Here is a 13,895-nt window from a genome sequence, read left to right as displayed (position 1 = left end):
ATTAATCTTGTGTAAATATAATATTAAGTTTTTTCGGTAATAACTTTTCTAAATGTTTTTTCTGTCTATCAGATTGATATTCTTCAGCGATTGGGTCTGTAACGTATTTGGCTCTTAATTCAAATTCATTTTTCTTTTCAATTAATGCCATTGATTCGATGCAATCGGTATTAGAAACATTTAAAGCATGTGCAAACTTAATGATGCCGCCAAGCTTTTGAATAAGTTCAATTTCTTCATCTTCAAACCAAGGCGTCCCCTTTATATAGAATTTTAATAATGTCTTGTTTTTAAAACTTGCCAAAAGTGCTAATTTAACCCTTTCTTTATGCGATAAGCCATTAATACTTGAATTGGCTATAATATAATACGTATGTTGTGAACTAGAATCTGCATCTATAAATGAACCTAAATAATATAAATATGCCGCTTCATTAAATATATCTCTATCTTCTTTTGAAATTTTGAAGCTAGTGATTTCTTCTAATTTGTTTAACAAATCTTCAGCTAATTTCATGCGCTGTTTACCATTTGAAGCATTGATATTATATTCATTTGCTATATGTTTTAATGCATCACTTGTGACATTATTTTTATTAAATGCCTTTGAAAATTCTTCTTTAATTCTTGTCATCACTAAACCTTCACGAAGACCTTTTCTTGAGAATGTAAAACGATTTGCATCTGCGATATCATATAATGTATTAAAAACAATAGAACTAGGTAAAATGATATCTGTACGGTCTCTACTTAAACCATCTAAATCTTTCAATTCACTTTTATCAGATTTTTTCAATACATCAAACACTTCTTCAAGCCCTTTTTTAGTCATGTCATAGCCATGTACACCAGCAATTGGATAATTATTTAAAGACTGATGTATACGCGCATTATTTCGGGCAGATCCACCAATTCCAATAATAGGAACGTTTTTATCCTTTATCCATTTTTCAGATTCAAACTGTTCTTTAACATACTTCTCACATTTTTTAATCGCATTTTTATCATTGTGATCTTTATCAGCGAAAAACATTTTCTCTAAAGTTACAACACCGAAAGGAAAACTTATTGCCTCTTTTAACTTTTTATCTTCAAAATAAGTTATTTCTGTTGAACCACCACCTATATCAACTGTAATACCATTATTTATATTTAAAGTATGTGTTGCTGCATAAAATCCATAAAACGCCTCATCTTGTTCTGGGATAATTTCAATATCAAGATTCGTTTTGTCTTTTACACTTTTTATAATTTCATCTATATTTTTAGATTGTCTGACTGCTGCTGTAGCTGCAGGGACAAGTTCTTCCACTTGAAATTTTTCGGCAACTTTTTTAAAACTATTTAAAGTTTCTACTAAAATATTGATTCCATCTTTATTCATTGTTTTATCTTCTTCTAAATATTGACTCAAACGTGCTGGTGTTTTAACGTTTTGTAGTTCATTTAAACCTGTATCTTTAGAGTATTCAAAAATAACAAGTCTTATAGTATTGGAACCTATATCTATTAATCCTAATATCTTCATAAATTGCCTCCAAAGTTATATTTTGATACAGAAAAAGGTGCCTATAGCACCTTTTTTCTGTTCTTTATATTTGTATCTTAAAGCTGCTATTATTTTTTAGAGCTTATCATATCTTCTGGTTTAATCCATTCATCAAATTGTTCTTCTGTTAGAAGTCCAGATTCAATTGCTGATTCTTTTAATGTTAATCCATTTTTGTGAGCATTTTTCGCGATTGCTGCTGCATTTTCATATCCAATATGTGGATTTAATGCAGTAACAAGCATCAATGATTGATTTAAATATTTATCGATATTTTCTTCAATCGGTTCTATTCCAACAGCACAATTGTTATTAAATGTTTCAATACCATCTGTTAATAAATAAATAGATTGTAATGTATTGTATAAAATAACTGGTTTAAATACATTTAATTCAAAGTTACCTTGTGATGCTGCTATGCCTACTGCTGCATCATTTCCTAGTACTTGAACAGCAACCATTGTTAACATTTCACATTGAGTTGGGTTTACTTTACCTGGCATGATTGATGAACCTGGTTCGTTCTCTGGAATTGAAATTTCAGCTAATCCAGCTCTTGGGCCAGAAGCTAACCATCTTACATCATTCGCAATCTTCATTAAGTCACTTGCTAATGCTTTAAGGGCGCCATGAACATAAACAACTTCATCATGAGCAGTTAATGCATGGAATTTATTTTCAGATGATACAAATGGATAGCCTAATTGTTCGCTAATTTGTTTAGCTACTTTATCGCCGAATTCTGGATGTGCGTTGATACCAGTACCAACTGCTGTACCACCAATTGCTAAGTTTAATAATTGACCTTTAGATTCATTTAATAATGATTCACATTTATCTAACATATATCTCCAACCACTAACTTCTTGACCTAAAGTTAAAGGTGTTGCATCTTGTAGATGTGTTCTACCGATTTTAATAATATCTTTGAAATCTTCTTCTTTTTTCTTAAATGTATCTCTTAACGTACCAATTGCTGGTAATAATTTAGATTCAATTTCATGATATAAAGCAACATGCATTGCAGTTGGATATGTATCATTTGAACTTTGAGACATATTAACATGATCATTTGGATGAACGGACTCTTCTGAACCTTTTTCTTTCAAGTATTCATTTGCAACGTAGCTCACAACTTCGTTCACGTTCATATTACTTTGTGTACCACTACCTGTTTGCCAAACTACTAGAGGAAAATGTTCATCTAAGTTTCCATTTAAAATTTCATCAGTAGCATATACAATGGCATCTTTCTTATCATCAGATAATTTACCAAGTTCATGATTTGAAATCGCTGCTGCTCTTTTTAAATGTGCAAATCCATAAATCACTTCAATTGGCATTTGTTCTTTACCTACTGGGAAATTCTGTTTACTTCTTTGTGTTTGTGCTTTCCAATATTTATCGCTTGGAACTTTAATTTCACCAAATGTATCATGTTCAATTCTGTAACTCATTTCAATACTCCCCTTTATTTCTTGAATTCATCATTCTTTATTCAACTCTATTATATCGTATAAAGAAAGCGATTTAAACTCTCAGTTGTCAGATAATTTAAATTAACGAAAAAAATAAAGATTGAGACATAGCGTATTGTCTCAATCTCTATTTTAAGACTCTTGTTCAGATTTCTTTTCTTCAAAAGCTTCGTCATTTTGTTCTGATATTTGTTCCATTTCTTTACCTAGTTCCTTAACATCTTCTAGGTCTTGAACCATTTCATTTTCTTCTTCTAGATTTTTATTCAAATTTCTCACCTTCTTATGAAAATTGAATTGAGAAGTAAGATCTAACGTCTTCAGGTAAGCCTTGTGCCGCTTCATTATCTAATACAACTGTTACCATTCTATGTTGTTTTAATTTAGCGGATTCAACAGAACCATTTGCAGGTTCTTGATATAACTGACTTACTGCTTTAGCTTTTTCTTTACCAGTGACAAGTACGATAACTTCTCTTGCTGGGTGAATTGCTTGATCATAGTCTAATCCAGTTCTGCTATCTTCAGTTAAAGTGACAACATCTAACATTAATTTGTTTTTCTTTTTGTCAGTATTCACTTTTTCTTTAATAAATGCTTCAACATCACTACCGACATCAGTTTTTAATACTTGTTTAGCAGGAACTCCTAATTCTGTGTAATAATCTTCTTTACCATCAAAATCTAAAATATGAATTTGACTGAAGTTCACAGGATTTTTCTTAACATCATCTAATAGTTCATCGAAAAATGATGTTTGCTCTGCTTCTAAATGTACACCGACAACTGAAGTGCTGTCTGAATTAAATTGTTTGCGAACTACATCTGCAGCATATCGTGCAGCAATATCTTTTGTTTCAAATACTTTAAAGTTTAAAGTCATTTTGTCCACTCCTCATTTCAACTTGTATATTTACAAAAATCATAACCTTTAGTCATTATCTATAATATACCCTTTTTAATAGTAGTTAAAACATTTAATTCTGAATCAGCTATAACAAGATCTGCTTGTTTCCCAACTTTGATTGAGCCAATTCTATCATCAACTTTCAATCGAATAGCTTGGTTTAAACTTGCAGTACGCCATGCTTCTTCAAGCGGTATATTTGCAAAGTCCATTAAATTTTTTAAGCCTTTGTTCATAAGTAATATACTTCCTGCAAGTGAACCAGTTTCTAATCTAGCTTCGTTATTTTTAACAAATACATCTTGGCCACCAAGATCGTATTTACCATCCTTCATGCCTTTTGCACGCATTGCATCTGTAATAATGCAGAAATTCTCATTTCCTTTAGCAAGATATGCTAATTTCACTGCAGCAGGATGAGAATGAATGCCATCAACAATAACTTCTGTTGTTAATCTTTCATCAGTCAGAGCGGCACCAAATACGCCTGGTTCTCTATGTGTAAATGTTGTTTGTGCATTATATAAATGTGTAATATGCTTAAGACCATTTTGAACTGCTTTTTCAATACCATCGTAATCAGATACGGTATGTCCTGCTGAAAAAATAACATCTTCATGAAGTTCTTTAATAACTTCCTCTGCACCTTCAACTTCTGGCGCAATTGTCACTATTTTAATCGCGCCATTTGCTTTATCTTGAAAATCTTTAAATTTTTGTACTGTAGGTCTTGCAACAAATGCAGGATTTTGAGCACCAACTTTATGTTCTGAAATAAATGGACCTTCTAAATGTACACCGAGTATTTCAGCACGTTTATCATCTATCGGTTTATAGTTTGCAACATTTACTAATGCAGCATTGATGGCTTCAGTTGACTGTGTCATTGTAGTGGCTAAAAAGCTAGTCGTACCTTCAGACAATAATTTCTCAGATAATAAATCCAATGTTTCTGGTGTTGCATCCATTGCATCTTGGCCATAACCGCCATGAATATGTATATCAATAAATCCCGGAAGTACATGTTGACCATTTGCATCTATCGTTTGTAATCTACCTGTATATTCCCCTTCTTGAATATCGTGAATACATCCATTACGCACTTCGATATAGCCATGATCAATTTTATATGTTTCAGTATAAATTTGTGCGTTTTTCAAAATATAATTATCCATATCAATGTCTCCTTAAAAATGTATTTAATTATTGCCTTAATTCGTATATAATAAAGATAACATAACATTACGAGGGGGCTAATTAAATGAACACGCTATTAATCTGTATGGTTGGTGTAGCATTTATTACTGCGATGTTAACTGCTGGTCGCGATTCTAAAGACTATGGTCTTAAGGAAGAAGATTTAAACAAAGAACTTGAATCTTTAAAATCAAATAATAATTAATAACTGAGACCATATGGCCTCAGTTTTTTTATTTCTATGATAAATTAGGATAATTTTGTTGTCTTAACGCTTCATAAATTAATATTGCAGCAGTATTAGATAAATTTAAAGATCTTACATTATCATTCATTGGAATTCTTAATGCTGTATCTTTATATTTTTCTTTAACCCAATCAGGAAGTCCTGTTGTTTCTCTACCAAATATAAAGTAATGATTTTCTTCAACATTACTGTAATCAAACTGAGTATGTGGTTGAGTACCAAACTTCGTTAGTAAGTAATAGTTGCCACCTTCAGTCTTTTCGAAAAATTCTTCAATACTATCATAATAAACAATATTTACAAATTTCCAGTAATCTAAACCCGCTCTTCTTAACATTTTATCATCCGTACTAAAACCTAAAGGTCTAATTAAGTGTAAAGTTGTATCTGTTGCTGCACAGCTACGTGCAATATTTCCAGTATTCGCTGGAATTTCTGGTTGATATAAAACTACATGATTTGTCATAATTTATTTTCTCCTAATCTCTAATCCTTTTATCATTTCTTCTTGGACTTCTTCTATTTCACGTTCATAGTGTGACATTATGAATGGTCTTGCCTCTTCACCTTGTATTTGACCGATAGCCCAAAATGCAGTACCTCTTATCATTGGTCGCGGATCTGTTAACGCAACATCTTTCAATTCTGGTATTGCACTTTCTTCATTAAAGTGAGCTAGTGCGACAATCGCATTTCGTTGAATCGGCTTTTTACCTCTCCATGCACCAGCTAAATGTCCATAAGTATTTTTAAATTCTTTATTAGACATTTTAAGTAGTGGGACAAGTCTAGGTTTCAGTACCTCAGGTTCTAATATAATGTCGTCATGTTCAGTATTAATTCCTCTATTTCGCGGGCACACTTGTTGGCATGTGTCACATCCGTATAAACGATTTCCTATTTTATAGCGGTATTCATCTTTTAAATAACCTTTTGTTTGTGTTAAAAAGCTGATACATTTTTGACTATTTAATTGACCATTACCTACTAAGGCACCTGTCGGACATCTATCAACACAAATGTTACAATCACCACAACTATCTATAACTGGATCATCAGGTTTAAATGGAATACTGACTAACATTTCACCAAGATAACTCCAAGTACCAAGTTCTTCATTAATAATAAATCCATTTTTACCTGCAAATCCTAAACCAGCTCTTTCAGCTACTGAACGGTCAGACAAGACACCAGTATCGACCATTGATTTAATTTCTACATCAGGCACTTTTTCTTTTAGGAATAAACTGAGTTTATCAAGGCGATTTCTCATAATAGTATGATAATCTTGGCCCCATGAAGCACGCGCAAACATACCTCTTCTATCTCCTCTAACACTTTTAGGAGCACCCTTTAATTTATTCGGATACCCTACAGCAATTGCTATAATTGAGCGAGCAGATGGTAATGATAATTTAGGGACTGTTCTTAACTCAATATCACTTTCTTCAAACCCAGAAGCATATCCTTTAGAATGATAATCTTCTAACTTTTTCTTTAATTCATCAAAAGGATCAGCAGTTGTAAATCCAATACTATCAATACCAATAGAATGTGCATAATCTATCACTTCTTGCTTCAATTGATCTAAATTCAAATTTATTCACCTCACTATCAAACATGCTAATACATTTTAACACATTTAATAAATAAATTTACGGTATTCGTATTAATTCAATTAAATAAGTATATAAAAAATTGCTTTCATATAATGTGTGGTAAATGGTATGGCAAGACAGTATTTTGCTTGTTTGTGGTTGAGGCTGTTGTGAACACTTTCGCCCAAACTTGTTTATAACGGGGGCGTTAATTACAAAACTCGGCCAAACTGTTACTATGGACCGTCTTAGTTACAAAACTCAGCCGAAGTGTTACTATGGACCGCCTTAGTTACAAAACTCGGTCGAAGTGTTACTATGGGCGGCCTTAGTTACAAAACTCCTGAGAATTGTAAACAAGACACTCGTTATTTGCACTTCTTTCCAAAACTGCTAATAACGACACCACTATTTGCACTTCTTTCCAAAACTGCTAATAAGCGAACAAAAAATCCGACAGTGCCCAAAGACTCTGTCGGATTTTTTACTTTATAATGTAATTGTTGTACCTATTTTATTTGAATGAGAACTTTTTAATAATGCATGGTCTGATGATCCTGAAATAATCTTGACGCTTTTACAGCCTTCTTTTATTGCAGAAATTGCGCCAGTAACTTTAGGAATCATACCGCCATATATTTCAGTTGTTTCTATATAATTATGAATATCATTGATACTTAAATGGCTTTGTACTTCATCTTTAATCAGTACTCCTGGAATATCACTTATTAAGAATAAGTCGCCTTCCATTTCACTCGCTATTTTATATGCAAGGCTATCTGCATTAATATTATATCTTTGACCAGTATTTCTATCGATACCGATTGGTGCGATAACTGGAATACTGTTCGAACATATATTAGCCAGTGTTTCTTTATTAACGGATGTACATTCTGCTACAAATCCATATTTAGAATCTAATGGTTTTATATCAAATAAATTCATATCGATGCCATTTATACCTAATGCTAATGAGTCATGTTGATTAATTTGAAACACAACTTGTGGGTTGACTTCACCGATCAATGTACTTGAAGTTTGTAGTAACACTTCTTCATCAGTAACACGTAAGCCATCTACAAATTTACTTTCGATACCAATTTTAGTTAGTTGTTTATTAATAAACGGGCCGCCACCATGGACGATGATTGGCATATAATTTTGACTTTTTAAAGTAAGTATATCTTCTATTATCGTTTGACTTAAGTTGCTTAATACACTACCACCAATTTTAATGACTGCATACTTCACTTTATGACCTCCTATTAAGTTCTATATAATGCATTAATTTTTACGTAATCATAACTCAAATCGCATCCGAAAGCAGTAGATGTATGAGGAGAATTTCCAACTTTCGCTTCTATTTCAATTGTATCTTGCTCCATTTTAGCTTTTAAATCTAACTCATCAAATGATACATTCATACCTTTACTAACTAATAAATGTCCACAAAGCCAGACGTCTACTTCGTTAGTATCTACAGTATGATCTGCATAACCAATTGATGTTACGATTCTTCCAAAGTTTGGATCAGCACCGTGTATCGCTGTTTTCACTAAGCTTGAACCAACAATTGTTTTAGCAATTGCACTATTTTGAGCTTTCGTCTTAGCACCTTTGACATTAACTTTGATTAACTTCGTCGCCCCTTCACCATCTCTTGCAATACTTTGAGCTAAAAATTGATTCACATATTGGACAGCTTGAGCGAACTTTTCCCATTCTGGATGTGATTGAGTTAATGTTTGACCACTTTCACCATTAGCTAAAAGTATAACCATATCATTTGTACTTGTATCACCATCAACTGTAATCATATTAAACGTTTCATCAACAGATTCTTTTAGTAAGCCATTCAAATCTTCAGAGTCAACATTTGCATCTGTTGTCATAAAGCCAAGCATTGTAGCCATATTTGGATGAATCATGCCTGACCCTTTACATGAACCGCCAATCGTAATCACTTCATCATCAATTTTAATTTGTACTGCTATATGTTTAGTCTCTTTATCAGTTGTTAAAATAGCTTCATTAAAATCAGAAGAATGTGAATTATTGAGAATATCAATATTATTCACACCATATTCAATTTTTTGCATAGGTAAAAATTCGCCAATCAAACCTGTTGATGCAATTGCGATTTGATGTTCAGGTAGTTGTAGTTTAGATGAAATCCATTTCTGAGTTTGCTTTGCATCATCTAAACCTCTTTGACCTGTACAAGCATTTGCGATGGCAGAATTAATAACAATTGCTGAAAGTTTATGTTCAACATTAATACTTTCTTCAGTAACTTTTAATGGGGCTGCTTTAAAAGCATTTTGTGTATATACCGCTGCACAATTAGCTGGAACTGATGAATATAACCAACCAAAGTCTTTCTTTTCTCTACGTAATCCAACATGCATGCCGCCAGCAATGTATCCTTTAGGTGATGCGACATCACCTTCTTCTATAACGATCATTTCAGAGTCAATTAATTCTTCAGTCTTATCTAACATCAAATTCCTCCTATTCTATGGGTATATTGGTAATAAATTTAAACCTTCAACTTCATTAAATCCAAATAATCTATTCATGTTCTGAATTGCTTGACCACTTGCACCTTTAACGAGATTATCGATAACTGCAACGATAATAGCTTTTTGTCTATCTTCATCAACATAAATGCCAATATCGCAGTAATTACTACCTAGAACTTCTTTGGTTGTTGGGAATTCGCCAAGGTCTCTTACACGAACAAATGGTTTTTCATCATATTTCTGTTTATATAATTGATGTAATGCTGCTTCACTTGTTTGATCTTTTAAATCTACATAAATAGTAGCCAATATACCTCTTGTCATAGGAACGAGATGAGGTGTGAATGTCACTTTTATGTCTGATTTCGAGACTTGTGATAAATACTGTTCAATTTCTGGTGTGTGCTTATGGGAACCTAATTTATAAGCTGAAAAGTTTTCATTTGCTTCGCCAAAATGAACATTTTGACTTAATGTTCTACCAGCACCTGAAACACCAGTTTTAGCGTCTATTATAATCGTGTCTTTATTAATTAAGTCACTTTCTAAAAGAGGGTGTAAAGATAAAAGTATTGCAGTTGGGAAACAACCCGGGTTTGCAATAATTTGTGTCGATGATACGTCTACATTTGACCACTCAGGCAAGCTATACACCGCTTCATCCAATACACTCTGAGGAGCTGGCTTTTCTCCGTAATATTTTTCATAAATTGTGGGGGCTTTCAACCTAAAGTCTCCAGATAAATCGATTACTTTAATACCACGTTCTATTAATTTAGGAATAAAATTCTTGCTCACATTTGAGGGGGTCGCAAAAAATATTAAATCACATTGCACTGTTTCTACATCTAAACTTGTGAATTGTTCAATAATATTATTTTGTAAATGTGGATATGTTTCCTTTATATCTTGACCAGATTTCGAATGTGAGAATACATATTTGATGTTCACGTCTTTATGCTGATTTAATAACCTCATCAATTCTATTGCTCCGTATCCACTACCACCGACTATACCTATATCTAACACGAAAACACCTCTTCTATTTTTAGTATTATAATACTTTAGATAAAAATTGTTTCGTTCTTTCGTTTTGAGGATTATCAAATATTTGTTCAGGTGTACCTTCTTCTTGAACTATACCTTCATCCATAAAAATTACATGATCGCTGACATTTTTAGCAAATCCCATTTCATGCGTTACAACGACCATTGTCATGCCTTCTTTGGCTAAATCTTTCATAACACTTAACACTTCACCAACAACTTCGGGGTCTAATGCTGAAGTTGGTTCATCAAATAAAATAACTGCTGGGTTCATTGCTAACGCACGGGCAATCGCTACACGTTGTTTTTGTCCACCTGATAATTTAGATGGATAAACATCTGCTTTATCTTCAAGACCAACTTTTTTAAGTAATTGTTTAGCCTGATCTTCTAATTCGGATTTTTGTCCTTTTTTCAAAGTTAAAGGTGTTAGTGTAATATTTTCGATTACTTTTTTATGTGGAAAAAGATTAAAACCTTGGAAAACCATGCCCATTTTTTGTCTTAATTGATCCAACTTTGCACCTTTAGTATTTGTTAATTCATTATTTTCAAATACAATCTGTCCTGAGGAAGGTTCTTCTAATAAATTCAAACATCTAAGAAGCGTACTTTTACCACTACCAGATGGGCCGATAATCGCAACAACTTCCCCTTTTTCAATATTTAAATTAATACCTTTTAATACTTCATTTTTACCAAATGATTTGTGTAAATCGTTAACTTTAATCACTTACACTAAACCTCCTTTCAGCAAAGTACATCACTCTAGATAACGTAAACGTTAAGATAAAGTACAATATTGCTGCTACTAATAATGGTGTAAATGGATCAAATGATGCCCCTTGAACAACTTGAGCATTAAACATCAATTCACTTACGCCGATAACAGAAACTATAGAAGATTCTTTAATAACTGTTACAAATTCATTACCTAATGCAGGTAAAATATTTTTAATGGCTTGTGGCAAGATAACTTTAGTCATAGCCTGCGTTTTATTTAATCCTAATGATCTAGCCGCTTCCATTTGGCCATTATCTACCGCGTTAATACCAGCTCTAATAATTTCTGCAATATATGCACTACAGTTAATGATGAGTGCGATAATACCACAAATTAATGCTGATAAATCTAGTCCAAGTACTGCTGTTGTGCCGAAATAAACTAAGAATACTTGAACGAGTAATGGTGTACCTCTTATAAATTCGATGTAAACTGAAGCAATCGATTTAAATATCTTACTATTACTTAATTTCATAAGCGCTAAGAAGCAACCAATTAATGCTCCTGCTACTACACCTAAGAATGATAATAGAATCGTATACCCTACACCGTGTAAGAAATATGAGCCATATTTACTGAAGAAAGAACCATCATCGAACATCGCTTCAGTTGCTTTATCTTGATAATTTTTAATCAAATTATTGTCTCGAACTTCTTTAACACTCTTATTAACCCTCTTCATTAATTCAGGTGAATTTTTCGGTAATGCAATAGCTGTTGTCTTGTCTGCATCTGAAAATGTAACATCTGAATATGTTAAATTAGGATTCTTCTCTAAATATGCATCAGCAACAGGTCCTTCAATAATCATGCCGTCTACTTTTCCAGAATTAAGTGACATAATAACTTCAGGTACTCTCGTTAATGAGCTAATTTGAGATTCTGGCATTTCTGTTTTTGCCAATTCTTCTTGAGTCGTTTGCTTTTGCACACCGACCATTTTTCCTTTAAAATCATCAATCGTTTTTAATTTATCTTTATCTTTTTTCTGTATAATCATTCTTTGGTTAACTTCCATATAATCATCAGAAAAATCAACTTGTTTCTTTCTCTCAGGAGTCGGAGCCATACCAGAAATAATCATATCGATTTTTCCAGTTTTTAAAGCACCTAGTAAACTATCAAATTGCATATTCACAATTTTAAGTTTAATATCATTGTCTTTTGCAATTTTTTTAGCAAGTTCTATATCTATCCCAGCATATTCACGTTCACCATCTTTAGTGTGCTCAAACTCATAAGGTGCATAATCTGCTGATAACCCTACTCTTAACTCGCCTCGTTCTTTAGCTTTATCCCATTGATCAGTCTCTGCAGCTTGTGACTTTATGGGGGCTAAATAAGGAATTGTAAGTAGTAAACAAATTGTTGCTATAACTACTTTAGTAAATACATTTCTTTTCAAATTCGTTACCTCCTGAATTAATAATATTCATTATTATACGAATTTATGTAATTTTATGCAATAGCTTTTTATAAAAAAAGTATGAACGAATGTTCATTCACACTTTACTTAATTGAACTTCATTTTCACTATATCCAGTTGTAATAACTTCAAGTGCACTATCCAATGAAATTTCAACCATATTTTGTACTGCTGTATGTGTATAAAATGCAATATGAGGTGAAATTAATACATCGTCACGTGACATCAATTCTTTTAAAGTACCATCTTCAATTTCTTTATCTGTATAATCATATGAGAAATATGCAAACTCATTCTCATATACATCTAACGCGACACTATGTATTTTACCGCTATTTAATGCTTGAATGACATCATTAGTATTCACTGTCGCACCTCTAGCTGTATTCACTAAATATGCACCATTTTTCATATATTTAATCGTCTCTTCATTAATAATATGTGCGTTTCTTCATTTGCAGGAACATGTAATGTGATTAAATCCGCTTTAGATAGCCCTTCTTGTAAACTTTGTACATATTCAATTTCGCTTACCGATTGATCATATGGGTCATAACCAATAACTTCCGCACCAAATCCTTTAAATAATTGTGCTGACACTTTACCAATTCTACCAACGCCAATAACCAGTACCGTCATATTTCTTAGTTCTTTAGCGATAACTGTTTCATCCCAAGTAAAATCTTGACGTTCTACCTTTTTATTTATTTTATTCATGTTTCTTATTAATTCTAATGCTCTACAAACTGCAAATTCCGCTATCGCATTTGGACTATATGAAGGAATATTTGTAATTTTTATATCATGTTTTGCAGCTTCATCTAAATTAAACATATCAAAACCAGCAGCACGACCTGCAATTTGTTTAATACCAACATCCTTAAGTGCTTCATATATTCTGTCATCAAACTTAAATAACTGTTGAGTACTCACACCATCAAAAGACGATAAAGTATGTACATTGTCTAAAGTTAAATCCTCCTCCGTACATTCAATTTCATGACCATTAGTTTGACCCCACTGATATGCATAAAGCTTTTCATCTTCTCTTATATTAAATAATTTAAATCGCATAATTCGTACTTCCTTTCAGTAAAAAATAAATAATGATTAATTCTACAACACTTTATGAAAACAAAT

Annotated in this window: 13 protein-coding genes and 1 pseudogene; 1 reads left to right on the top strand and 13 read right to left on the bottom strand. The window is 32.4% G+C overall.

The genetic code is table 11. The features are described from left to right. Position 1 precedes the first annotated feature (1 nt). The 5 genes from ppx to nagA form a co-directional block, all read right to left on the bottom strand. Positions 2–1,528 (bottom strand): exopolyphosphatase, encoded by a 1,527-nt coding sequence (gene ppx, locus MUA60_RS06045; protein ID WP_262650241.1) that lies wholly within the window; start codon positions 1,526–1,528, stop codon positions 2–4. 89 nt (positions 1,529–1,617) lie between these two features. Further along, on the bottom strand, positions 1,618–3,006 hold the full coding sequence (fumC, locus tag MUA60_RS06040; RefSeq protein WP_262650240.1) for a class II fumarate hydratase: 1,389 nt from the start codon (positions 3,004–3,006) through the stop codon (positions 1,618–1,620). A 153-nt stretch (positions 3,007–3,159) separates the two neighbouring features. Beyond that, the gene (locus tag MUA60_RS15540; RefSeq protein ID WP_370622769.1) at positions 3,160–3,372 is read right to left on the bottom strand and encodes an SAS053 family DNA gyrase inhibitor; all 213 of its coding nucleotides are present in this window, start codon (positions 3,370–3,372) and stop codon (positions 3,160–3,162) included. Next, positions 3,311–3,910 carry a 6-phosphogluconolactonase gene (locus MUA60_RS06030; RefSeq protein WP_262650238.1) on the bottom strand — a complete coding sequence of 200 codons (600 nt, stop codon included), beginning with the start codon at positions 3,908–3,910 and terminating at the stop codon, positions 3,311–3,313. The genes MUA60_RS15540 and MUA60_RS06030 overlap by 62 nt, the downstream gene beginning before the upstream one ends. Positions 3,911–3,969: 59 nt before the next feature. Further along, entirely contained in the window at positions 3,970–5,109 is a 1,140-nt protein-coding gene (nagA, locus tag MUA60_RS06025) for an N-acetylglucosamine-6-phosphate deacetylase (protein WP_262650236.1), read from the bottom strand. Between the two features lie 86 nt (positions 5,110–5,195). Between nagA and MUA60_RS06020 the strand changes: the two genes are divergently transcribed. Next, entirely contained in the window at positions 5,196–5,336 is a 141-nt protein-coding gene (locus MUA60_RS06020) for a hypothetical protein (RefSeq protein ID WP_162841915.1), read from the top strand. 34 nt (positions 5,337–5,370) lie between these two features. On the opposite strand, the gene trmL is transcribed toward MUA60_RS06020, so the two are convergent. The 8 genes and pseudogenes from trmL to MUA60_RS05980 form a co-directional block, all read right to left on the bottom strand. Further along, on the bottom strand, positions 5,371–5,844 hold the full coding sequence (trmL, locus tag MUA60_RS06015) for a tRNA (uridine(34)/cytosine(34)/5-carboxymethylaminomethyluridine(34)-2'-O)-methyltransferase TrmL (protein ID WP_025904798.1): 474 nt from the start codon (positions 5,842–5,844) through the stop codon (positions 5,371–5,373). 3 nt (positions 5,845–5,847) lie between these two features. Next, the gene (gene queG / locus MUA60_RS06010; protein ID WP_037589731.1) at positions 5,848–6,975 is read right to left on the bottom strand and encodes a tRNA epoxyqueuosine(34) reductase QueG; all 1,128 of its coding nucleotides are present in this window, start codon (positions 6,973–6,975) and stop codon (positions 5,848–5,850) included. 490 nt (positions 6,976–7,465) lie between these two features. Beyond that, complete coding sequence (gene argB, locus MUA60_RS06005; protein ID WP_107577217.1) at positions 7,466–8,227, bottom strand: acetylglutamate kinase; 762 nt, start codon at positions 8,225–8,227, stop codon at positions 7,466–7,468. A gap of 14 nt (positions 8,228–8,241) precedes the next feature. Beyond that, positions 8,242–9,477: a bifunctional glutamate N-acetyltransferase/amino-acid acetyltransferase ArgJ gene (gene argJ, locus MUA60_RS06000; protein ID WP_262650234.1), complete on the bottom strand. Its 1,236-nt coding sequence runs from the start codon at positions 9,475–9,477 to the stop codon at positions 8,242–8,244. Positions 9,478–9,492: 15 nt separating this feature from the next. Further along, positions 9,493–10,527, bottom strand: coding sequence for an N-acetyl-gamma-glutamyl-phosphate reductase (gene argC, locus MUA60_RS05995; RefSeq protein ID WP_262650233.1), 1,035 nt, complete (start codon positions 10,525–10,527; stop codon positions 9,493–9,495). 25 nt (positions 10,528–10,552) lie between these two features. Further along, entirely contained in the window at positions 10,553–11,278 is a 726-nt protein-coding gene (locus MUA60_RS05990) for an amino acid ABC transporter ATP-binding protein (protein WP_262650232.1), read from the bottom strand. Continuing rightward, complete coding sequence (locus MUA60_RS05985; protein ID WP_394812735.1) at positions 11,271–12,734, bottom strand: ABC transporter substrate-binding protein/permease; 1,464 nt, start codon at positions 12,732–12,734, stop codon at positions 11,271–11,273. Before MUA60_RS05985 ends, MUA60_RS05990 begins: the two co-directional genes overlap by 8 nt. Positions 12,735–12,831: 97 nt before the next feature. After that, positions 12,832–13,829 (bottom strand): annotated as a pseudogene (locus MUA60_RS05980) (D-2-hydroxyacid dehydrogenase). Between the last annotated feature and the right edge of the window lie 66 nt (positions 13,830–13,895).

Origin of the sequence: Mammaliicoccus sciuri, assembly GCF_025561425.1 — a bacterium.
Taxonomy (GTDB): domain Bacteria; phylum Bacillota; class Bacilli; order Staphylococcales; family Staphylococcaceae; genus Mammaliicoccus; species Mammaliicoccus sciuri_A.
The sequence above is the reverse complement of the archived record's forward strand: the minus strand, read 5'-3'. Positions and strand labels throughout refer to the sequence as shown.

Bases quoted from the DNA above. Each gene is read 5' to 3' on its own strand.
- MUA60_RS06020 (WP_162841915.1), top strand. From the start codon at position 5,196: ATGAACACGCTATTAATCTGTATGGTTGGTGTAGCATTTATTACTGCG.
- fumC (WP_262650240.1), bottom strand. From the start codon at position 3,006: ATGAGTTACAGAATTGAACATGATACATTTGGTGAAATTAAAGTTCCA.
- trmL (WP_025904798.1), bottom strand. From the start codon at position 5,844: ATGACAAATCATGTAGTTTTATATCAACCAGAAATTCCAGCGAATACT.
- MUA60_RS15540 (WP_370622769.1), bottom strand. From the start codon at position 3,372: ATGAAGCGGCACAAGGCTTACCTGAAGACGTTAGATCTTACTTCTCAA.
- MUA60_RS06030 (WP_262650238.1), bottom strand. From the start codon at position 3,910: ATGACTTTAAACTTTAAAGTATTTGAAACAAAAGATATTGCTGCACGA.
- ppx (WP_262650241.1), bottom strand. From the start codon at position 1,528: ATGAAGATATTAGGATTAATAGATATAGGTTCCAATACTATAAGACTT.
- nagA (WP_262650236.1), bottom strand. From the start codon at position 5,109: ATGGATAATTATATTTTGAAAAACGCACAAATTTATACTGAAACATAT.
- argJ (WP_262650234.1), bottom strand. From the start codon at position 9,477: ATGTTAGATAAGACTGAAGAATTAATTGACTCTGAAATGATCGTTATA.